Genomic DNA, 21,156 nt, shown 5'->3' with positions numbered 1-21,156 from the left:
AACAGCAGCTAGTTACAGGGGGGGGGTGAATGAGAGATAAAAAAATAGTATTTGCTATGCGGGGGTAAGGAGATGAAACGTAAAGCTTTAGTGCTGTTGTGTTGCTCTGAAAAAATCCCGCACATACTCATATCCTGAGTAGAGTGTGAGAAGCACGGCAAACCAGAGGATGATCTCTCCGCCGGTCCAGCCCATAAGTAAAAAACCGATAGCGATCATCTGTACCACTGTTTTTACTTTTCCCATCCAGGAAGCAGAGATATCGATACCTTCTGCCACGGCTGATACACGTAACCCTGTGATGAACAGTTCTCTTGTCAGGATCAGAAAAATAGCCCAGGGGGAGGCACTTCCCAGGATCATAAGCCCCAGAAACCCTGCCAACGTGAGCATCTTGTCTGCAAGCGGGTCAAGTATCTTCCCCAGTGTTGTGATCTGATCAAAGGTACGGGCGATATATCCGTCAAAAAAGTCAGTGGCTGAAGCCAGAACAAAGATAAATGCAGCAATATAGTTGAGCCATGAGCTGTGTATCCCTTCAAAAAGAGGGGCATCCTGATTGACCAGGAAAAAGAACATAAGGGGTGCCAGAAGCAGTCGGATAAATGCTAAAGTATTGGGAACATTGAAAATTTGTGAGGTTGGCATTTATCTTGACCTTTCTTATGTAGGTCGGGGTGTCCCCACCCCGACAAAATATTGATATAGTAATTTAAACTTTTTAGCAAGCATACATGTTGGTGTCGGGGTAGGGATACCCCGACCTACATTATCTGAATGTAGTACCGCCGTCTACTACTAGGGTCTGACCTGTGATCCATGATGCTTCATCCGTACAGAGAAAGTAGACTGAACCTGCGATATCTTCAGGACTTCCCATTCTATTGAGTGAAGAACGTTTGATCGTCTCCGCTTTTACCTCTTCATAATTGGTGAAGGCTTTGAGTGCATCCGTGTCGATAGGTCCACCCGATACAGCATTCACACGGATTCCCATTTCACCGAGTTCGACTGCGGCATAACGTGCCATTGCTTCTACTGCCGCTTTGTTGGTACCGTGACCTGCATAGTTCTCAATATAGATAAGGTTCCCTGTTGAACTGAGTGTAACGATCGCACCGCCACCTACTTTTTCCATACGCTTTGCAGCTTCCTGCGAACCTGCGACAAAGGCACCTACGGTTGCAGTATAGATGTTTGTGAGTCCTTTTTTAGGTCTCAGTTTCATAAACCTTCCATAACCGCCGACAACAGGGCGACCATAGATCATCGCATTGCTTACAAAGAAGTCTACACGGTCAAAGTCCTGATCGATCGCTTCAAAAAGCGGTTTGAACTGATCTGTATCCAAGATGTCGAGTGGATAGGCTTTAGCTTTGATGCCGTAACTGCTGCTGAGTTCCTCTGCGATCTTATCCGCCGCTTCTTTATTCGAATTATAGGTAAATGCGACATTTATTCCATTTTGTGCGAACTTTTCAGCTGTGGCTCTTCCTATCCCCTTTGTAGCACCGGTGATTACAACGGTTTTCCCCTTCATTTCTGCCATCTATATACTCCTTGTTTTGACATCATTTTCTTTTTAAGCACCAACGATATTGTACTTTCTCATTACGGCTTCTATCTTTTTCATATTCTCTTTACTTGGCGGTACAAGCGGTAGTCTGTACTCCAAGGTATCGATCAGACCGGCAATATACATTGCTGCCTTGATAGGAATAGGGTTGCTTTCACAGAAAAGTACTTTGTTGATATCGATCAGCTCTTCATTGATCGCTTTTGCTGTCTTGTAGTCACCGGAAAGTGCAGCCTGAACCAGTTTGCTCTTCATATCCGGAAGAAGGTTTGAGGTCACCGACGTGACACCTTTCCCGCCGCTTGCAAGGATAGGGTAGTCGATCGCATCATCTCCGCTGAAGACGTAGAGTTCAGGGATCTTTGCCATCAGCTCAACCGTTCTTTCCAATGAACCTGTTGCCTCTTTGATCCCCATGATGTTCGGTACATCATCAAAGAGTCTTTTGACTGTTTCAGGCAGGATATCAACACCTGTACGTCCTGGTACGTTATAGAGCATAAACGGTACTTCAACCGCACTGGCAACCGCTTTATAGTGTTGATAGAGCCCCTCCTGGCTTGGTTTGTTGTAGTAAGGGCTCACTGAGAATATCGCATCAGCACCTGCAGCCTGGGCATTTTTAGCCATCTCTACTGCTTCGTGTGTTGCATTGCTTCCTGCCCCTGCAAGGACTTTTGTGTCTGTACCTTTGCAGACCTCTACAGCGATCTCGATACAACGCATATCTTCATCATAGCTGAGTGTTGCACTCTCTCCAGTTGTTCCTACGGGACAAACAGCATCGATACCGTTATCTACCTGTCTTTGGATCAGCTTTGCAAAACCCGCCTCATCAAGTTTACCATTTTTAAAGGGTGTGATAAGTGCGGTGCTTACACCAGTTATATAGTTGCTCATATATATTCCTCGTTTTGTCATCCTGAACTTGATTCAGGATCCCTTTGGATAACAGAATGTGTCAAAACCATTTAGAGATTCTGAATCAAGTTCAGAAAGACGTACATTTTATTTTGTTTCGTCTTTTTTAAGTATCACAGTGGTAGATCGTGAATGATCAAAATACCTGTTTGCGACATCCTGAATGTCTTTGAGTGTAATTTTATCCAATTTCTCTTCATATTCAAGTAAAGGGTCCAGATTTCCCTTGACAATGTACTCACCATAGAGTCCTGATACGGAGTGTGAACTCTCCAGTGAATAGATAAATTCAGCTTTTGTGTTGATCTTCACTTTATCAAGTTCCGCCTGGGTGACATCTCCCTGTTTGATCTTCTCAAGTTCAGCCAGGATCTCCTTTTCTACGTTTTCCGGATCCACTCCGGCGGCACACATCGCCATGATCAAAAATACGCCCGGATCCTTGAGTTCCATATTGTAGCCGTAGATAGTGTTGACCAGTTTCTTCTCATTCACCAGTGATTTTTCAAAACGGCTGCTCTTTCCGTGACTGAGGATAGTAGAGATCGCCGAGAGTACTACCTGATCCTCATCTTCGAAGTTCGGTATCGCATAGGTGATCGCAAGCGTATTAACCTGGTTTCCCTCTTTATGGAGTATCGCCCGTTTTGCACCGTCCACTTTCGGTTCGACTGCTCTTACTTCAGGCACCTGCGTATGGTTCTTGATAGGACCGAAATATTTCTCTGCTTCTTTATAAACACTCTCCGGTGCAATATCCCCGGCAACGACGAGGATCGCATTGTTCGGCTGATAGTGCTGTCTGTAGAAAGTACGGATATCTTCGATCTTCCAACTCTGGATATCCTCCATAAAGCCTATCGGAAGCCAGTGGTAGGGGTGGTAGGTATAGTGTGTATTGAAGATCCTGAAGTAGAGGTATCCCATAGGGTTGTTATCGGTTCTGAGTCTACGCTCTTCGGCGACGACATCACGTTCTGTCTGGAACTCTTCATCGGTGAGTTTCAGGTTGCTCATCAGTTCAGCAAAGAGCTCCAAGGTCATAGGGAGGTTCTGTGAAGCGGTTTTGATAAAGTAGTGCGTTTTATCAAAACCGGTTGCCGCATTGTTTATCCCTCCGCGGCTCTTGACGATCATATCGAACTCACCCTCTTTGAGTTTTTCCGTCGATTTGAAACTGAGGTGTTCGAGCATATGTGCCATACCGCTTTTTCCCATCGTCTCATTGCGGCTTCCGACCTTGTAGTAGATATCGCTTGTAATGACACCCGAACCGTTATCCATAGGGATCACAACGATCTGGAGACCGTTATCAAGTGTTTTTGTGTAGTGTTTTGGGAGTGAATTCGCCATTCCGGCTCCTGTTAATAGTAGTGTAATTAAGAGTGTTTTTAGTGAAGGGTGAAGAGTGAAGAGTGAAGAGTGCTGGTATGCATTGTTTGACAATGCTTTCATTGTTTGAGATAGAAGCTTTTTAAAAAAAAGCTTACATGCATTCTTCATTCTTAGTTCTTCACTTTTCATTTGTTCTCCAATCGGCTCCGATTGCTTCGCTGATGTGACTGTAGCCGTCCTGCTTTAACAGTTTGATCAGCCCTTCATTGATCTCTTTGATCAGTTCAGGACCTCTGTATACAAGCATCGAGTAGACCTGTACCAGGGATGCTCCGGCTTTGATACGTCTGTAGGCTTCCTCTGCCGAGTCGATACCTCCGACCGATATCAGCATGGTCTTACCGTAGAGCTCTTTCCCCAGTGCTCTGAAAAGCTGGTAGGACTTTTCGGTAAGCAATGCACCCGAAATTCCCCCGAAAGTACGTTTAAGCGGTGAATCCGTCAGAGAGTAGTCAATAGTTGTATTGGTAGCAATGATCCCTGCTGCACCGGCATCTACCGCTACTTTACAAAGTGTGATCGCATCTTCGGCTTCCATATCCGGAGCAATTTTCAGAAAAACCGGCTGAGAGGTGATCTCTTTTGCCATATCAAAGATCGCTTTGATGAAGTTTTCATTTTGCAGATCACGCAGACCCGGTGTATTGGGTGAAGAGATATTGATGACGATATAGTCTCCATAGTCCTTGAAGGCTCTGAAGAGTGTCTCATAGTCACCCAGTGCTTCCTCTTCGGGTGTGACCTTGTTTTTCCCGATGTTGATACCCACAGGATAGTCAAGGAAGTAGAGCTTCTTGAGACGCTGGATCATATAGTGGCTTCCTTTGTTGTTGAAGCCCATTGCATTTTGGAGGGAGTCATCATCCGTGAGTCTGAAGAGTCTCGGTTTGGGATTACCCGGCTGCGGTTTCGGTGTCACCGTACCGATCTCTGTAAATCCGAATCCCAGGGTCGGCATCGCAGTAATATACTGACCGTTCTTGTCAAAACCTGCCCCCAATCCTACAGGGTTTCTGAAGGTACGTCCGAAAAACTCCTGATGCAGCATTGTGTCATCGACAAAGTAGTGGTCCTTGACCATACGCATCAGGGTAGGGCAGTGTGCCACCGTTCTGAGTCCCAGACTGGCAATCGCATGCGCCGTTTCCGGATCGAAATTAAAAAGAATTTTTTTGAGGGTTTGGTAAGAAAAAAATGACACTGTGTTCTCCCGTGGTTAATAAAAGTAATGGATAGCCAAAGTCAGGCCGTGAAGATCATCCAAAAAGTCTAGGTTTTGCACTTTGTAGTAGTGATATCCAAGATCAACATCGATATCATCCGTGGCATAGATGATAAATCCAAAGTTTCCGCCAAAGTAAAAGCCCTTGGTCTCTTCATACGCCATCTCCAGCTGATCTTCATCATAGTTCATGTAGCCGACTGTTCCCCCGAGATAAGGTCTGAACTTCGGTGTGCCGAACATCTCGTCCAGAAGGATCTTATCGATCTCTACGGAAAAACTCTGATAGCTTGTTTGATGGTACTCCAATGCGAATACCGTTCTCCACTCCTGTGACTGTTGTCCGTATCTGATCCCCACACCGGCTTTATGTGTGAGATCTTCATTCTCGATATCTACCGTTTCCGTTGAAGCAGAGATCCCGACAAAGGAAAAATTCTTTTTGAATTGCGCATCTGCCAGACTGAAGAAAAGCATGAGGGTAAAGAGCATTCTAATCATCACGGACCTTTGTATGGATTAGTGTAAATTATACCATCTATCGCGTTATAACTTACTTGCGAGACGTTGGTAGACCTGACAGTTTTCCAGGAGATTGGCATGTGTGTCGCTACAGATGATCTTCCCGTTTTCAAAGACCAAAATGGTGTCTGCATCTTCTACGGTGCTTAGTCTGTGTGCAACGGTAAAGGTGATCATTTTTGATTTGAGTGTGCTCAAAGCCTGCTGGATCAGTGCTTCACTTTTATTATCCAGTGCGGAGGTCGCTTCATCCAGTATCAGAATATCAGGGTTTTTGTAGAGTGCCCGGGCAAGGGCGATACGCTGTCTTTGTCCGCCGGAGAGATTACCTCCCCCTTCAGAAAGCTGTGTATGGATACCCTCTTCGAGCTTTTCGACAAACTCCATCGCAAATGCTTTCTCTAAAGCCTCAATGACACGCGCCTCATCGATCTCTTCACCATAGGCGACATTGGCTGCGATCGAATCATTGAAGATATAGATACGCTGTGTCACATAAGCGATCTTATGATGGAGCGATTCAAGGGTAAAGTCTCTGTAGTCTTGACCGTTGATAAGAATTGTACCGCTGCTTGGATCATAGAAGCGTACCAGAAGATTGACAAGAGAGCTTTTCCCCGCACCGCTGTCACCTACCAGGGCAATGGACTCTCCTCTCTGCACATCAAACGAGATACCCTTCAATGCAGGGGTCTCATCATAATTCAGCGAGACATTCTGTAATGCGATGTTTTTCACCGTATCCACCAGTACATCATGGCCTGAAATGATAGACGGCTTCGTATCAAGCAGTTCATTCATACGGATATTGGCACTGATGGCATCCTGGGCTCTGTTGTAGAGACTGGAGAGGCGTTTGATGGGAGTATAGAGCATAAAAAGTGCTGCCGAGAAAGAGAAAAATGCACCGACACTCATCCTCCCCTCTATCACCTCTTTACCTCCGATATAGATCACGACTCCGATGGCAACAGAACCGAGTATCTCCATTATCGGTGAGGTAAGGGCATTGGTCTTGATCTGTTTCATAATGTATTTGAAGACATTTCGGTTCTGCTCTTCAAAACGCTGCTGTTCATAGCCTTGGGTTGAGTTGGACTTTATCACTTCGATATTGGAGAGTATCTCACCGAGTCTTGCCGTCATATCTGCAGTACTCTCCTGGGAGGATTTGGAGTATTTCCGCATCTTTTTTGAGAGTCTGCTCAGGGGGAAGATCGCCAATGGCATAATGACAAGAAAGTAGAGTGCCAGCTTGGGACTCTCGTAGATGACATACCCTGTGAGTGCAATAATGGTCAGTGTCTCCCTGATAAGGTCCGGGATGATATTGGCGACGACGGTTTGGATACGGGTGATGTCGTTGGTGATACGTGAGAGTATCTCTCCGCTGTGCATTTGTCTGAAAAATCCCATATCGAGATGTGTAAGGTGTGACACCAGGTTGTCCCTGAGTTTTCGTACCACATCCTGGCCGATATAGGAGGTATAGTAGGTTTGGATATAGCCGCCGATCCCTTTGAGTGCAAAGACAGCAAAAAGTAAGAATGGCATCAGTATCAGCATCTGGGTATCTTTATTGATAAAGACATCATCAAGTACAGGTTTGACAAGCTGTGCGGTCCCGGCAGTACCGACAGCCACGCCGATCATCCCCAGTATTGCAAAAAAGAACTCTCTTTTATATCCGGAGAGATAAGGTAGATACTGTTTGAGGAGTTCTTTCATTTGGTACACCTTTTGGTGTGAGATAGCAGGTGGCAGGAAGCAAGGAGCAGTTGGGGTATGTATGGCGTGGTCATACTTTTATCCGTCAGGCTTTTTCCCATACCGTTCCTTCAGCTGTATCCATGATAGCGATCCCCATGGCTGTGAGTTCATCACGGATTGCATCGGAGCGTTCGAATGCTTTTGCTTTTTTCGCTTCACTACGTTCTGTGATCAACGCTTCTATTTTTGTTTTGAGTGCTTCATCGATACCGATCTGGAAGTAGGCATAGGGCTCTTTCCCTCCAAAGCCAAGGAGGAGTTCGATAAATTCGATATTGGCGATCGTCTCTTTTTTGAGTGCCTTGTCCTTTGGATTGGTGTCGAGCTGTTCATTGGCCTTTGCTACCATCTCATCGATCACAGAGAGTGCGATAGAGATATTGAGATCATCGCTCATCGCCTCAAGGAGTGCTTTTTTGAACTCCTTGTTTACCGCTGAACCCTTTCCTGGAACAACACGTTTTTTGAGCCGGTAGAGCTTATCGAGTCTCTTTTTGGCGGTAAGCAGGTCCTCTTCATTGAAGTTGAAATCATTTCGGTAATGCACGGAGTTAAGGTAATAGCGCAGTACCTCCCCGTCATAGGCACTCAGTGCATCTTTCAAAAAGAAGCTGTTACCCAGGCTTTTGCTCATCTTCTCCCCGTCTATCTGAACAAAACCGTTGTGCATCCAATACTTGGCAAGCTCATGCCCGGTAGCACAGCGGCTTTGGGCAGCTTCATTTTCATGGTGAGGGAAGAGCAGGTCTGCACCGCCGCCGTGAATATCGATGGAGTACTCCTCTGTACCATGATCTTTGGCAAAGTGTTTTTCGATCATCGCGGAACACTCGATATGCCATCCCGGACGTCCCCTGCTGAATGCGGTATCAAAACAGATATCCTCATCCCCTTTACACGCTTTCCAGAGTGCAAAGTCTTTGGGGTTTCGTTTCTCAGAGGTGTGTTCTACACGGCTCTGGTTCTCCTCATCCTCTCCGACCTGATGCGAGACATTGCCATAGTGTGCATCCTTGCTTGTGTCAAAGTAGACATCCCCATTGCTGATCACATAGGCGATATCTTGATCTATCAGTGTTTGTATCATCTGCTCGATGGCTTCAAGGGACTCGGTTGCTTTGGGTTCTATATCCGAACGTACGACACCGAGCGCATCCATCTCTTCCAGATAGCGGTTGATGTAAAGGGTGGTGATCTCCTCCAGACTTTTGCCTGTCTCTTCTACTTTTTTGATGATCTTGTCATCGATATCGGTGAAGTTCTTCCCCATCGTGACTCTGTACCCAAGGGTCTTAAGCGTACGTGCCAGAAGGTCAAACGCCAAAGCGCTGCGTGCATGTCCCAGGTGTGCATCATCATAGACCGTGGGGCCGCATACATAGATACTGGCTTCGCCTTTTTTAATGGATTCAAATGGAACTTTTGTTTTCTGTACGCTGTCATAGATCTGCATAGAGTAGGCTACCTTCAATCAAATTTATAGTACTGCGATTATATCCAATTTATCTAATGAGCCCGGTAAGCCAGATGTTGAGGTATAGGAGCAGGAGTGTAAAAAGTCCCGATCCCAAGAGCAGATAGAGCAGCTTTTTCGAGCGTAAAATGGCATAAAAACGATCTACTCCCACCTCTTTCACCGTCAGGATAAAGAGTACCCATCCGCCGATACTTCCGGCAAGTGCCAGACCCGAAGCTCCCATAGGATGCATAAGGATCAAGGAACCGCTTACGGAGGTGATCAGCGAATAGAGTGATATCTTTGCAGCCTTAAGGTGTTTGTGCGTAGCGTAGAGGAAGAGAGAGAAGAGCTTTGCCAGTCCGAACGGCAGCAGTCCTACCATATACATCTGAAGCACTGAGACGGTCTCCAGTGTCTGGAGTTCGGTAAACTTCCCTCTCTCAAAGAGGAGCCAGACGATCGGCTCGGCAAGGAGTATCCCTCCCAGCATGGCAAAACTGAGCAGAAACGCCAGAAGCCAGAATGCCTTGTCGAGGTTGGCATAGGCTTTGGTCTCCTGACCGTTTTTGATCGCCTTGGAGACCGTAGGAAAAAGTGCCGTGGCAGTGGCGATGGCGATGATCGCGAGAGGGAGCTGGAAGACACGGTTGGCATAGAAGAGGTAGGAGACCGATCCGGTCATCAGGAAAGTTGCCAGTATCGTATCGACAAAGGCGGAGATCTGCGGTGTGGAGTTTCCCCAGATACCGGGCAAAAAGAGTTTGTTGAAATGCGCTTTCTCCTCCTCTACATTTTTTTTGTTGCGGTATTTCCAGCCGCCGATCAGGAGACGCTGAAGGTTGAACTGTTTGATGGCGATGAAGTGCACGGCAACCTGAAGTACCCCGCCTGCTACGACGGCAAAACTCAGTGCATAGGCGACGCTCTTTGGATCCTCTTTCATATAGAGCCACAGTGCAACGATCATCGAGATATTGAGCAGTGCTGTAGACATCGCCGTGGTGGCAAAGTGCTCTTTGTACTGTAAAAGCGTGGCAAGGAAGGTGACGATAAAGATCAGGTCAAGATACCAGAAGTTGATCGCGGTCAGCGGGGCAGTCAGCCCTATCTGCTCCCACTCCCAACCCCATGCAAGTGCTTTGGTGATCGGTTCGGGGAAGAGGGTGATCAGCAGAGAGAAAGCACCCAAAAAAAGCAGAAACCGCAGGAAGATAGCCGTCGCAAAAACACCCTTCTGCCTGCTGGCAACAAAAGAAGGCATAAAGGCCTGTGTGAATGCCCCTTCGGCAAAGATACGGCGGAAGAGGTTCGGCAGTTTGAACGCCACAAAAAACATATCCGACCAGACCGATGCCCCCAGTGCAGATGCCATCAGGACATCACGCCCCAGACCGGTGATACGGGAGAAGAGGATACCAAAGCTGTTGGTAAAAATGGATTTTAAACGCATGTTTCTCTTTAGTGTACGAATTAACTCAACTTTTGCTCATACGTCATCCTCGGGCTTGCACCCCAGGGGCATTTCCTATGGGCACCCGGGGATCCCCAACCCAATATACTGTGCAGTGTCGCAAGTCAAGTCAGCATAAAAAATTTGTAGATTCCCGATGCCCGTAGGAAATACTCTTGGGATATTTGCCAAGAATGGCAAGGTAAACGCATACGCTAAAGTTATGATATGAATTAGGTGTATTCTACCCTAAAGTTGATTACATCATATAAACTATAACAAAATGAGATACTTTTTGTCTTTCATGTTAGAGAGTAATTTAATTTGCATAGATCTGTCATCCTCGGGCTTGACCCGGGGATCCACAACCTAATATACTGTACAGTGTAACTCATCAAGAGGGCACAATAAAATTGTAAATTCCCGATGCACGCAGGAAATACTCTTGAGGTGCTAGTCGGGAATGACGATGGAAATTACATGTATGAATATGAAAGTTGTGATAGTACCAAAACACAAGTGTGAGAGGGATTGACAACTATCCCCATCAAGGGTATAATAAATGATATTTATCAAATCAAAGTACCTATGATCTATCTTTATCTGACAGATAAAAGTCATATTCATCTCTTGACGATCTATGCAAAAAACGAGATGGAAGCGCTTACTCCAAGTCAAAAGAAGGTACTCAAAGCGATTACAGAGGAGATCAAAAATGGGTAAAAGAGATTTGTTTGCAGAGTTGAAGCAGGGGCTTGATGATGCAAGAGCATATGAAGAGGCTAAGCTGACGCTCAGGACAACGGAAGTGACGCCCAAGGAGCGTAAGGTCCTTACTCCGGAAGAGATACGGGGCATCAGGGAAAAATACCGTATGAGTCGGGCGGTATTTGCCAATTTTTTGCATATCTCCACCCGTACGCTTGAGAAGTGGGAGCTTGGGACCAGCAAGCCAAACGAACAGGCTGTTACGCTGCTTGCATTGACAGATATGTACCCGGATATGTTTGAGCGCCTGGAGAGGGTATAGTCTTACTCTTTAGTCCCAATGAAGGGGAGGGGAAGCATGGGAACATTTTTAGTAGATTTTAAAGAGTAGCGCATATATAAGAAACAGAAAGCTCTGAGCCCGAGGATCATTGATATTTTCACATTAAGTAAATTTATGATCAAAACGTAGTATACTTTTTTTAAGTTCATTTCAGGGGAAGAAATGCTGATAATCAATGCGAAGATACCAACTGCCAATCTACCTGTAAAAAGGGTGCTTCCAAAACTTTTTCAATCATTTGTCTATACGACGCTTGATGATAAAGAGCATGAAGGCTATAAACATCCTAACGGGAAAGTTTTCAAGTCGATGAATTTCAGGATCGTCTATCGCGGTAATGACCTCTCTATCCGTTATACCGCGCTCAATAAAGCACATGAAAAAGCCATTGCCCAGAAGATACTCTTCGATGGGCTGAAACTGGGAGAAATACACATCGCTTCGACGGAAGTTTCTTTGCAGCATCGGCAAGCACTGGATAGTTCTATCAAAGTCGGCGGATTTGTTGCAGCGGCGATCAAAGACGGCAACTCCTCCAAAAAGATATACCTCGAACCAAAAACCTATAAATTCCAGGAGATCATACGCAACCATACGCTTCAGAAATACGAAGCACTCTTCGGCAAACCCTATGAAGGTGAATTTGTGCTGGATACTGTAGGACAAAAACCGAGAGAACGGATCTTTTCCTATGAGAAAGGAGCGATCAAATCGTGGTACGGTGTCTATGAGATCAAAGCAACAGAAAAGATGCTGGAGATGATACTCGATACCGGTCTCGGTGCGCATGGGATGCAGGGATTGGGGTTTGTGGAGGAGATAAAATCCAAAGTTAAAAATGAAGATGGGGAAAGATGAGTTTAGCAGAAAAACTATATAAAATTGGTGAATGTATAGACAGTAATGATTTTGCACAAGATTTACGACAAGACATTGAAAATCTTGATGACTATAATTTTATTGTCTTAAATTTATCTGTTTCGATAAAGTCTAAAAATCGAATAGAATGGACAGTAGTTATTGAACCTAACTATATTCAAAAATTTAATTTAAATAAAGAGAAACTCTTTCTTACAAAAAAAATCGGAGGTAGTGGTTCTGGTACTATTTACCTCTATCCTAATGTCATCAATAAAGACACTCAAAAAGGATTAACTCAAAATATAGTCAGCATTGAAAACTCGGTTTTGAAACATACCAAAAAATATAAAAGAGTTTTGTCAAAGATTTTACAAATATTGAAAAATGATAAAGCAGAAATACTTACGCAATTAGAAGCTACGAAAGCAACAGCTAAAACAATTTTTATAACACTTATCAATGGTAAAACTTTTTATGAGCTATGTCCTGAAGTTTTAACTAATTTTGCAGGAAATCCTATTAAAAGAGGAAAAAATATTAAATTGAGTGGGTCATCTTTCTTTACTGAAGATTTAGCTCCTATAGGCTTCAAACCTGATATAAATTTTTTTAATACAGATAATTATAATGGTACGATGAAAGATAAAGAAGTTCATGAAAAAATTCCTCTACATGAATTAGATGGAGCCAATATCAATAAAGGTTGGTTATTTTGTGATAAACAAGGCTTTTTAAAAAAAGAGTATGAAAGATTAAAATTTTACATTATTCCATCTTCACAAGACAAACAATTAACGAAAAAACTTGTTGATAAAATCAAGACTGCTAAAGGATTATCACATTTTTCAGATGCTACAAGCAAAAGTTTTTTTGAAGAGATAAAAATGATGAGTGATTGGTTAGTAGGTAATGAGCAAACTAATATTGTTACATTTGATTTTATATTTTATGAAGACAATAATAATCAACGAGAAATTTTTGGAACAATTCAAGATGTAATGCCAAGTCAAATTAATCAAATTTGGGATTTGATGTATGATTTTAAAGATTTTACTATTAGTGATGGCTTTTATAAACTGAGTCAAAAAGACTCTGAAACTGTTTATCTTATGGATTATTTTTGTAGAAATGCGTTATGGGCTAGATTTAATGGCAAAGAGATGGATAAAGTTGGAACTTCATATAAATACAAACGATTTTTAGCTAATGAACGCATTTTTTTAGCTTCGCTTCTTTTGGGAAGACAAAAAATAAATATGGATGAATTACTCAAACTGGTTAATAAAAATGTCAATTATGAATTTACAACTAAAGGGAGTTCTCATAGTATCGGTGAATATCTTAGGATGGATGAGGGTATTAAAACCTATCTAAAATTTCCAAAAGATATTGCACTGAAGCATCGAATATTGATAGCATTTTTGAATAAAATCAATGCATTGAAAGGATAATTATGACTGAAGATAACAAAAAAGAAGAGTATAAAAGAAAGTATCTAAATCGGTACATACGAGAGACAAATCAAAGTTTTGTAGATTATGCACAGAAATCTATTTTTAAGCAAGATGAAGTTGGTTTTATTCAGAATAATGCACAACTTCAAATAGCATTTCTGATTGGAGCATTTATTCAGGTAATTCTCAAATCAGCTTATGGTAAATATGAGAGTGTGACACTAAAAAAGTGGTTGAGCTGGCAACCATTTAACAAAGTTAACCTCTTAAAACTTTTTACTCGAACAACTAGTGAGATGAGACGACTGGATTTGAATCATCCAATTGCTACAGAGTTATGCCGTGAGATAGAGAATTTGAAATTAAAGAAGTCACCATCAGCCTCTAATGCAAAAGTTGAGTTTTGTATCTATTGGGGGATGGATGCCTATGAAAATTTTCTAACCATGTTAGAAGAGAGTGAAGCTTATAAAGAGTTTGTCAAAGAATTAAACAACAAGGAGAATAAACAATGAGTAGTGCAAGACAAAGTGAAATACTATTTTTATATGATGTGAAGTTAGCCAATCAAAATGGTGATAGAATGGCTGAAAACCAACCAAGATTTGATGAATCCGACAATAAAGCAATTGTCAGTGATGTACGAATCAAACGAACGATACGTGATTATATGCTTAATCAAAAAGGTTTCAATAAACCAAGTGGAGAGGAAAAAGAGAGTTATAATAAATATATCTTTGTATCCAATGAAACCATACAACTGGCAAGTGATAGAGCGAAAGAATTAGGGGTGCAAGAAGCTGCTAAAATTGATGGAAACAAAGAAGCAAAAGAAAAGATAAAAACAGCAAATGAGCAGAAACAACTCTCTAATTGGGATGCTGTAAAAAAATGTATTGATATCCGACTTTTTGGAGCGGTTGTACCTAAACCAAAAATGGAAATTATCGGAAGTGTACAATTTAGCTGGTCAAAATCATTAAATCCTACGATTATTATGCCAAACCCTATTACGGGTGGTTTTGGCAGTGAAGGAAACGAATCTAAAACATTGGGTATGAAACCTGCTATCAAATATGGTTTATTTGCCGTATATGGCACGATTAATAGAGCTAATGCACAAAAATTGGATACAACCGAAGAGGATATTGTGGAGATGATCGATGCTCTTTGGCATGGAACCAACTTTTTAAAAACAACCAGCAAAAATCAAAAATCAAGAGCCTTTATCCGTATTGTTTATAAAGAGAATAGCAATTATTACATTGGGTTGCTAGATGAACTTGTGAGCATTCAACCCAAAGAAGAAATTGATTTAATGGACATTAGTGATGTGAACTCTTATAACGGTATTGATTTTTCAAGATTGGATGAAAAACTGGGACATATTAAAGAACATATTCAAGAGATACAAATTATTATAGATGAAGATATACTGTCAATAGATGAAGAAGGAAAAAGACAGAGTATTGAAAATATTTTCACAAATTTATTGGAATCAAAAGAACAAGAGAAAATCACTTTGACAGTTGTAACTCCTTTTAATATTCAATCATTAACCAAAGGGCAAGAAAGCAATGAATGATATAGTTGCTTTTGAACTAAGAGGTAATTTTGCCTCGTTTGCCGATCCTTTGGGAATAAGCAATACTTTTTCATTGCCGATGCCGACAAAAACAGCAATAGCAGGGATTATTGGTGCAATGATTGGTATAGATGATGTCAAAAGTGATGAGAAATTGTATGAGTTTAATTATTCAATTGTCTCTTTGAATCCATTAGTTAAACAAACATTTTCACAAAACTTTATTGATGATTACACATCTGGGGTAAAATCCAAGTTTGATAAAATAAAAAAAGGTGAAAAAACAATAGAATCTCCCGATTTTGTTAAACCAAAACCAACCAATAGGGAACTTTTAATTAATCCAAAATATATCATTATTGTGCAACATCCACATTACTCTAAGAGGTTGGAGCAAAATTTAAAAAATAGAACACCTAAATATCCTATCTATCTTGGAAATAGTGAGTTTGCAGGAATGTTTGAGTATCTTGAAATTAAGACTATTGAAGGTTTAGAGGGAGAAAATATTGAAATTGATTCTATTTTTCCTAAAGAGTATGAAATAGAAAGCTTTGACTTGAACAGTATTTATACAACGGTTCGGATGGCAACCAAAGTAGAAAAAGGAAGTTTTGATAACAATCGGAAATATTCTAATTATCAAACCGTTGTTTTCTCAACCGGTGTAACTACACTCAGAAAATGTCAATACTATTCAATACATTTTAAAGAGATTTTTATTTCAAAAGAGCATATAAATGTAGTGTTAGTGTAATGAAGTATAAATCCCACCCCAATATCAATTTAAGTAGCCATTGTTACCGTATTTATCAATCATTTCCCCAAGATCAAGAGCATAGAATCGTATCTTTTTTTCATGATATCGGAAAAATATCCCAAGAGTTTCAAGATTACATTAATAAAAAGAGCAATAAAAAAACAACTCATGCTTTTGAATCATCATTTTTTTACTTTTTTATGAGGCATGATAAAGAGAAGTTTGAGGATTTTTTAGCAAACTTATATGCTATCAACAAACATCATGGAAACTTACCTGATATTGAACAAGACATTAGCAGTAATTTTAATTTTACCTTAGATGGCTTCAAAAAACACTATTTTATGAATTTTAGTCAAAAGAGTGTTAAAAAAATTCATGAGAAACTATTTCTTATGGCAAAACCTGTTTTACGTGAACTGACACAAGAGAGAATCAATAAAGAACTTATGGAGTTTCTTTTCTTTTATAAGAATATTTTAGAACATAAGAAATATGAATTTGACACTATAGAAGAATATTTTCTCTTTAAAATCCGATTCTCAAAACTCATCTTTGCCGACAAATATGAAGCTATTTTCAATCAAGCCTATAAGCAAGAAAAAACTTTTAAAGCCTCGAAATACATTGATAGGTTAGAGAGCATTATCCAAGAAAAAGGGAAGAATCAAAATAATTTAAATGACAAACGAAATCAAGCAAGACTAGAGATTTTAGCAAACTATCAAAAGGACAAAGACAAAAAAATATTTATTATCGAAGCTCCTACAGGAATCGGTAAAACATTTGCTGCCTTGCACTTGTCACTACAAATCGCCAAAGATTTTGATAAACAAACCATTATTACGGCTTTACCGTTTACAAGCATTATCGATCAAACTTATACTGACTATTACGATATTTTTGAATTTGACCAAGATAATATCCTACTCAAATACCATCATTTAACAGACTCCAAAAATTGCATAGAACCCGATACGGAAAATGCACAAGTCCTCCAAAAAAATGACTATATTACGGCAACATGGGCATTTGACAATGTCATTGTGACGACTTTTAATCAATTTCTTTACACTATTTTTTCTAATAAAAATAGTGATTTGCTTAAATTTTGGAAATTACAAAATAGTGTTGTTATCCTAGATGAAATTCAATCCATTCCTAGAGTTTTACTCGAAGATGTAGCGATTACATTAAGCTTTTTGGCAGAGCAGTATAATGTTCATTTTATTTTGATGTCGGCAACGATTCCAGCTATTCAGCAGTTTTTTAATCAAGAGAGTTTTGCCCAACTTTTAAGTACAGAATATTATACGGAGAACAATAGATATACGATTGTCCCCCAATTGGATATGAAATATGAGTTATCTGATGATGAACAATCTTTGCTAGAACAGATTGAAAATAAATCCAAAAATCAATCAGTATTATGTGTAGTCAATACTAAAAAGTTTGCAAAAAAAATCTATGATGATTTAAAAACAAATGGAGTAGAAAATCTTTATTTACTCAGTACTCATCTGATTCCAAAACACCGAAAACAGAAAATTGAAGAGATTAAAAAGAAATTAGGTGATATAAATGTAGTTTTAATTTCTACACAAATGGTAGAAGCTGGGGTAGATTTGGACTTTGATATTGGTTTTAGAGAGTTAGCTCCTTACGGCAGCATTATTCAGACGGCAGGGCGTATCAATCGTAACAATCAAAAAGAAGCTGGTCAAGATAATAAGGATTGTACATTAATAGTATTCTCTATTAAGCCTCATCCTATATATAAGAATGGAAAATCGCATCCTTATCATGAAAAAGATATGTTGATTGATGAACAAGATGAGTTTTTAGGAAATGAAATTAAAGAGAGTGAAATTTTAGAAAAAGTGAATAACTACTTTCAAGAGGTAATGGATAGAACTATCTCTTTACATTTATATGAAAAGATGAAAAAGCTTGAATTTCAATCTGTTGTTGAAGAGTTTGAAAAAAATTTCATGCAAAAAATTCCGAATCTTGTACCTGTCTTTGTCGAGACTAAACCTAATTTGGCTCAATGTTACAGAGAGAAAAAATTTGCTTTACTCAGAGAAGCTAGAGCAACTACAGAGCTTTCAAAAAAAATGGAAATCAAATCCAAATTGAAAAAGTTGGAAAAAAGAATGTCAAAATACATAATTGATGTTAAAAAAGAAGAAACAACACAATTAGAAAAAATGTTTAATACTAAAGAGTTTCAAGACTTTACTAATATTCATATCTGTCCTTTTGATAACTATACGAAAAGATATAGTTATGAAATAGGATGGAATGGTGAATATTGGGATTATGGATTTGATTAAAAAGAAGATAAAATGACCTTCGACCAAACCCTCATCTCCGGCACTCTCATCCACTACTACGTCACCTGCAAGCGTGAAGCGTGGCTCTATAGCCGACGTATCCATGCGGACCAGTGGGATGAGAATATCGCGATGGGGAAAGCCCTGGCGGAGATCAAGGAGGATCAGCTTCATACATTCCCATTTTCGCAGCTGAAGTTTGATAAGATCGGAAAGCAGAGAGGACATTACCTCGTCACCGAGTACAAAAAGACACTCAAGAACCCGGAAGGTGCAAAGATGCAGCTGCTCTTTTATATGTATCAGCTCAAAAACTCTCTGAAACTCAGAGAGATCAACGGCAAGGTGGTTAGTGGAAAGACGGTACTTTTTGTTGAAGGAAATGAAGCGAATATGCATAAGATGCAAAACCTTGTTGATGAGGTTAGTCATTTCCTCGGGACAGATACCCCGCCGCCATTTCAAAAGATCAAGTTTTGCAAGGCATGCGGGTATCGGGACTATTGTTATTAGGAGTAAGGAATGTATGTCATCCTCTTTTATGATATTGCAGACAGAAACCAGAAAGAACGGGACAACAGCCGCCGTATACGAAAAGCCGTGGAGAAGTATCTTACAAGGGTGCAATACTCGGTCTTTGAGGGTGAGATGAGACCCAGTGATCTCAAAAAGCTCAAAGCAGAGCTGCTCAAAGCCGTGGATACAAAGCTTGACTCCATAGTCATCTATGAATCAACCAGGCTTAACTATACCGAACGTATCGTCATGGGGCTTGATAAGAACGAGGTATTATTTAGCTAGCAAGAGGGGGAGAAATAATGCAAAAGACGGATAGAACACATTTTTTGATGAGTCACGGCAGACTGAGACGACAGGATAACAATCTCTATTTTGACCGCTATGATGAAGAGGATAATGTCATCGGCACGAAGATCCTTCCTATCAATGCAATTGATGAGATCTACATACTTTCCAAAGTCGATATCGACAGCTATACGCTGGCATTTATTGCAAATAATAATATCCTACTGCATTTTTTCAGTGCGTATGGAAGCTTCCGAGGCAACTTCTTCCCCAATACCTCCAATAGTGTCAATAAAAGCGGATTTGTACTGCTACAGCAGCTGCGTGCTTTTGATGATCCTGTACATCGTCTCTATCTCGCCAAGGAGATCACCCGTGGGCATATCCTCAATGGGATTCATAACTGTAAACGGCATAAAGTAGATATGGCGCCTGAACCCTATATCACAGCTATGGAGAAGGCAACCAATATCAATGAACTGATGGCAGCTGAGGGGGCATTTAAGAAGAATTACTATCAGGCTTGGAATGCTATTATCAACAACCAGCGCAGTTTCAAATTTACTATCCGCAGTAAGCAGCCGCCCACTGATAAGATCAACAGTTTTATCTCCTACATGAACACACGTATTTACAATATTGTCCTAAGTGAGATATACAAAACGGAGCTTGATCCAAGGATAGGGTTTTTGCATGAGCCAAACTATAGATCACTTAGTTTACATCTGGATATTGCAGAGATATTTAAACCTGCGATAGGTGATAATATCATCTTTACGATGCTCAATAAAAAAGAGATAACGAGTACAGACTTTAAAACGGATAGCGGCAGGATACGGTTTAGCAATGAAGCGATCAAAAAAATAGAGCTGAAGATTATCCAGAAAATGACACAGCAGATTACTTTGGGTGAACAGAAACTTACCTGGCGGCAAGTCATTAGAAAAGAAGTTAATCGTATCAAAAAGTCTGTTTGCGAATCAGCAGAGTACCAAGCTTTTATTTATGCATGACGATAAAGCTATATTTAAGTTGAGATCATAGCTGTTACTTTGTACTTTGTAGACTTATACTACAGATACATTAATGAAAATCACAGGTAAAAAATAATCGAAAAAACAGTCTCTTTATAGAGATATAGGCACTTTTTTGCTATTATGAAGCAATCCCTATGGGATTTGAAACTAAAGCTTCAATCGCTGCTTTGTCATAAGGGCGAAATTATGAAGCAATCCCTATGGGATTTGAAACTCTGCAGAGATGGCTAATGTTCCAGTTCAAGATTTATTATGAAGCAATCCCTATGGGATTTGAAACTTATCAGGGGCGATGAAGTACCGGACATCCTGAAGCCATTATGAAGCAATCCCTATGGGATTTGAAACCTTGATCTTGAACATATAAAAGCGTGACGGCAACGATTATGAAGCAATCCCTATGGGATTTGAAACCTTAGTGTGCTGACAGAATCGGCAAGTCTCAACATAATTATGAAGCAATCCCTATGGGATTTGAAACAATAGTGCATCTGTTTGCATTGTACGCCCCTCTAATTATGAAGCAATCCCTATGGGATTTGAAACACCGAAGTAGAGCAGGCAGACGTTAATCTCAAAAATTATGAAGCAATCCCTATGGGATTTGAAACGAACGTATGCTAAAAACTCCTGAGTCAAAGGAATAATTATGAAGCAATCCCTATGGGATTTGAAACTTTAAAGGTACTTAGATGAGAGACGAACTTAAAAAATCATTATGAAGCAATCCCTATGGGATTTGAAACAAGGAAGAGAGCATGAGTGAAAATCTATCTTGTGAATTATGAAGCAATCCCTATGGGATTTGAAACTAAATCGTGATGTTAAGACGGGCCGTGTATTGAAATTATGAAGCAATCCCTATGGGATTTGAAACCTCCATACGGAGACTATACAAACGTGCCTTTCTCTTCATTATGAAGCAATCCCTATGGGATTTGAAACCACCCCAT

The 21,156-nt window shown here is 40.6% G+C and carries 20 protein-coding genes and 1 CRISPR repeat array (1 of these 21 running past the window's edge); of the genes, 11 read left to right on the top strand and 9 right to left on the bottom strand.

Going from position 1 to position 21,156, the window contains the following annotated elements:
- Nucleotides 1–87 precede the first annotated feature (87 nt).
- From pgsA to murJ, 9 genes are all read right to left on the bottom strand, one after another.
- The gene (gene pgsA / locus AC4JOV_RS09360) at nucleotides 88–648 is read right to left on the bottom strand and encodes a CDP-diacylglycerol--glycerol-3-phosphate 3-phosphatidyltransferase (protein ID WP_229937846.1); all 561 of its coding nucleotides are present in this window, start codon (nucleotides 646–648) and stop codon (nucleotides 88–90) included.
- 121 nt (nucleotides 649–769) lie between these two features.
- Nucleotides 770–1,549 carry an enoyl-ACP reductase gene (locus AC4JOV_RS09355; protein WP_229937847.1) on the bottom strand — a complete coding sequence of 260 codons (780 nt, stop codon included), beginning with the start codon at nucleotides 1,547–1,549 and terminating at the stop codon, nucleotides 770–772.
- A 33-nt stretch (nucleotides 1,550–1,582) separates the two neighbouring features.
- Complete coding sequence (gene dapA, locus AC4JOV_RS09350) at nucleotides 1,583–2,476, bottom strand: 4-hydroxy-tetrahydrodipicolinate synthase (RefSeq protein WP_229937848.1); 894 nt, start codon at nucleotides 2,474–2,476, stop codon at nucleotides 1,583–1,585.
- Nucleotides 2,477–2,584: 108 nt separating this feature from the next.
- Nucleotides 2,585–3,952 carry a M16 family metallopeptidase gene (locus AC4JOV_RS09345; protein ID WP_451923619.1) on the bottom strand — a complete coding sequence of 456 codons (1,368 nt, stop codon included), beginning with the start codon at nucleotides 3,950–3,952 and terminating at the stop codon, nucleotides 2,585–2,587.
- A gap of 58 nt (nucleotides 3,953–4,010) precedes the next feature.
- Nucleotides 4,011–5,093, bottom strand: coding sequence for a quinone-dependent dihydroorotate dehydrogenase (locus AC4JOV_RS09340; RefSeq protein ID WP_229937849.1), 1,083 nt, complete (start codon nucleotides 5,091–5,093; stop codon nucleotides 4,011–4,013).
- A 15-nt stretch (nucleotides 5,094–5,108) separates the two neighbouring features.
- A complete protein-coding gene (locus AC4JOV_RS09335; protein ID WP_491522138.1) occupies nucleotides 5,109–5,618 on the bottom strand; it encodes a hypothetical protein in 510 nt (169 codons plus the stop codon).
- Nucleotides 5,619–5,660: 42 nt separating this feature from the next.
- On the bottom strand, nucleotides 5,661–7,364 hold the full coding sequence (locus tag AC4JOV_RS09330; protein WP_229937851.1) for an ABC transporter ATP-binding protein: 1,704 nt from the start codon (nucleotides 7,362–7,364) through the stop codon (nucleotides 5,661–5,663).
- 85 nt (nucleotides 7,365–7,449) lie between these two features.
- Nucleotides 7,450–8,859, bottom strand: coding sequence for a cysteine--tRNA ligase (gene cysS, locus AC4JOV_RS09325; RefSeq protein WP_229937852.1), 1,410 nt, complete (start codon nucleotides 8,857–8,859; stop codon nucleotides 7,450–7,452).
- A 49-nt stretch (nucleotides 8,860–8,908) separates the two neighbouring features.
- Entirely contained in the window at nucleotides 8,909–10,315 is a 1,407-nt protein-coding gene (murJ, locus tag AC4JOV_RS09320; protein ID WP_229937853.1) for a murein biosynthesis integral membrane protein MurJ, read from the bottom strand.
- Between the two features lie 588 nt (nucleotides 10,316–10,903).
- Here murJ and AC4JOV_RS09315 point away from each other — a divergent pair.
- The 11 genes from AC4JOV_RS09315 to cas1 all read left to right on the top strand — a co-directional run bounded on the left by AC4JOV_RS09315 (nucleotide 10,904) and on the right by cas1 (nucleotide 20,179).
- Nucleotides 10,904–11,038 (top strand): hypothetical protein, encoded by a 135-nt coding sequence (locus AC4JOV_RS09315; RefSeq protein ID WP_256444111.1) that lies wholly within the window; start codon nucleotides 10,904–10,906, stop codon nucleotides 11,036–11,038.
- Complete coding sequence (locus tag AC4JOV_RS09310) at nucleotides 11,031–11,345, top strand: helix-turn-helix domain-containing protein (RefSeq protein WP_229937854.1); 315 nt, start codon at nucleotides 11,031–11,033, stop codon at nucleotides 11,343–11,345. The genes AC4JOV_RS09315 and AC4JOV_RS09310 overlap by 8 nt, the downstream gene beginning before the upstream one ends.
- A gap of 183 nt (nucleotides 11,346–11,528) precedes the next feature.
- Nucleotides 11,529–12,224 carry a CRISPR-associated endoribonuclease Cas6 gene (locus AC4JOV_RS09305; protein WP_229937855.1) on the top strand — a complete coding sequence of 232 codons (696 nt, stop codon included), beginning with the start codon at nucleotides 11,529–11,531 and terminating at the stop codon, nucleotides 12,222–12,224.
- A complete protein-coding gene (locus AC4JOV_RS09300) occupies nucleotides 12,221–13,678 on the top strand; it encodes a hypothetical protein (RefSeq protein WP_229937856.1) in 1,458 nt (485 codons plus the stop codon). The genes AC4JOV_RS09305 and AC4JOV_RS09300 overlap by 4 nt, the downstream gene beginning before the upstream one ends.
- A 2-nt stretch (nucleotides 13,679–13,680) precedes the next feature.
- Nucleotides 13,681–14,196: a hypothetical protein gene (locus AC4JOV_RS09295; RefSeq protein ID WP_229937857.1), complete on the top strand. Its 516-nt coding sequence runs from the start codon at nucleotides 13,681–13,683 to the stop codon at nucleotides 14,194–14,196.
- Nucleotides 14,193–15,266 carry a type I-B CRISPR-associated protein Cas7/Csh2 gene (cas7b, locus tag AC4JOV_RS09290; protein WP_229937858.1) on the top strand — a complete coding sequence of 358 codons (1,074 nt, stop codon included), beginning with the start codon at nucleotides 14,193–14,195 and terminating at the stop codon, nucleotides 15,264–15,266. Before AC4JOV_RS09295 ends, cas7b begins: the two co-directional genes overlap by 4 nt.
- The gene (gene cas5 / locus AC4JOV_RS09285; protein ID WP_229937859.1) at nucleotides 15,259–16,023 is read left to right on the top strand and encodes a CRISPR-associated protein Cas5; all 765 of its coding nucleotides are present in this window, start codon (nucleotides 15,259–15,261) and stop codon (nucleotides 16,021–16,023) included. Before cas7b ends, cas5 begins: the two co-directional genes overlap by 8 nt.
- Nucleotides 16,023–18,362 carry a CRISPR-associated helicase Cas3' gene (gene cas3, locus AC4JOV_RS09280; protein ID WP_229937860.1) on the top strand — a complete coding sequence of 780 codons (2,340 nt, stop codon included), beginning with the start codon at nucleotides 16,023–16,025 and terminating at the stop codon, nucleotides 18,360–18,362. The genes cas5 and cas3 overlap by 1 nt, the downstream gene beginning before the upstream one ends.
- A 12-nt stretch (nucleotides 18,363–18,374) precedes the next feature.
- Complete coding sequence (locus AC4JOV_RS09275) at nucleotides 18,375–18,875, top strand: Dna2/Cas4 domain-containing protein (RefSeq protein WP_229937861.1); 501 nt, start codon at nucleotides 18,375–18,377, stop codon at nucleotides 18,873–18,875.
- A 9-nt stretch (nucleotides 18,876–18,884) separates the two neighbouring features.
- On the top strand, nucleotides 18,885–19,163 hold the full coding sequence (gene cas2, locus AC4JOV_RS09270) for a CRISPR-associated endonuclease Cas2 (RefSeq protein WP_229937862.1): 279 nt from the start codon (nucleotides 18,885–18,887) through the stop codon (nucleotides 19,161–19,163).
- Nucleotides 19,164–19,180: 17 nt separating this feature from the next.
- Entirely contained in the window at nucleotides 19,181–20,179 is a 999-nt protein-coding gene (cas1, locus tag AC4JOV_RS09265) for a CRISPR-associated endonuclease Cas1 (protein WP_229937863.1), read from the top strand.
- A 141-nt stretch (nucleotides 20,180–20,320) separates the two neighbouring features.
- Nucleotides 20,321–21,156: direct repeats of the CRISPR family, unit length 31 nt; unit sequence ATTATGAAGCAATCCCTATGGGATTTGAAAC; it runs 2,724 nt beyond the window's last position.

The organism is Sulfurovum sp. MH2-6 (assembly GCF_058374785.1).
This window is presented reverse-complemented; position numbering and strand designations above follow the sequence as displayed.

Coding starts and splice junctions, on each gene's coding strand:
- pgsA (WP_229937846.1), bottom strand. CDS start 648: ATGCCAACCTCACAAATTTTCAATGTTCCCAATACTTTAGCATTTATC.
- AC4JOV_RS09355 (WP_229937847.1), bottom strand. CDS start 1,549: ATGGCAGAAATGAAGGGGAAAACCGTTGTAATCACCGGTGCTACAAAG.
- dapA (WP_229937848.1), bottom strand. CDS start 2,476: ATGAGCAACTATATAACTGGTGTAAGCACCGCACTTATCACACCCTTT.
- AC4JOV_RS09345 (WP_451923619.1), bottom strand. CDS start 3,952: ATGAAAGCATTGTCAAACAATGCATACCAGCACTCTTCACTCTTCACT.
- AC4JOV_RS09330 (WP_229937851.1), bottom strand. CDS start 7,364: ATGAAAGAACTCCTCAAACAGTATCTACCTTATCTCTCCGGATATAAA.
- cysS (WP_229937852.1), bottom strand. CDS start 8,859: ATGCAGATCTATGACAGCGTACAGAAAACAAAAGTTCCATTTGAATCC.
- murJ (WP_229937853.1), bottom strand. CDS start 10,315: ATGCGTTTAAAATCCATTTTTACCAACAGCTTTGGTATCCTCTTCTCC.
- AC4JOV_RS09315 (WP_256444111.1), top strand. CDS start 10,904: ATGATCTATCTTTATCTGACAGATAAAAGTCATATTCATCTCTTGACG.
- AC4JOV_RS09310 (WP_229937854.1), top strand. CDS start 11,031: ATGGGTAAAAGAGATTTGTTTGCAGAGTTGAAGCAGGGGCTTGATGAT.
- AC4JOV_RS09305 (WP_229937855.1), top strand. CDS start 11,529: ATGCTGATAATCAATGCGAAGATACCAACTGCCAATCTACCTGTAAAA.
- AC4JOV_RS09300 (WP_229937856.1), top strand. CDS start 12,221: ATGAGTTTAGCAGAAAAACTATATAAAATTGGTGAATGTATAGACAGT.
- AC4JOV_RS09295 (WP_229937857.1), top strand. CDS start 13,681: ATGACTGAAGATAACAAAAAAGAAGAGTATAAAAGAAAGTATCTAAAT.
- cas7b (WP_229937858.1), top strand. CDS start 14,193: ATGAGTAGTGCAAGACAAAGTGAAATACTATTTTTATATGATGTGAAG.
- cas5 (WP_229937859.1), top strand. CDS start 15,259: ATGAATGATATAGTTGCTTTTGAACTAAGAGGTAATTTTGCCTCGTTT.
- cas3 (WP_229937860.1), top strand. CDS start 16,023: ATGAAGTATAAATCCCACCCCAATATCAATTTAAGTAGCCATTGTTAC.
- AC4JOV_RS09275 (WP_229937861.1), top strand. CDS start 18,375: ATGACCTTCGACCAAACCCTCATCTCCGGCACTCTCATCCACTACTAC.
- cas2 (WP_229937862.1), top strand. CDS start 18,885: ATGTATGTCATCCTCTTTTATGATATTGCAGACAGAAACCAGAAAGAA.
- cas1 (WP_229937863.1), top strand. CDS start 19,181: ATGCAAAAGACGGATAGAACACATTTTTTGATGAGTCACGGCAGACTG.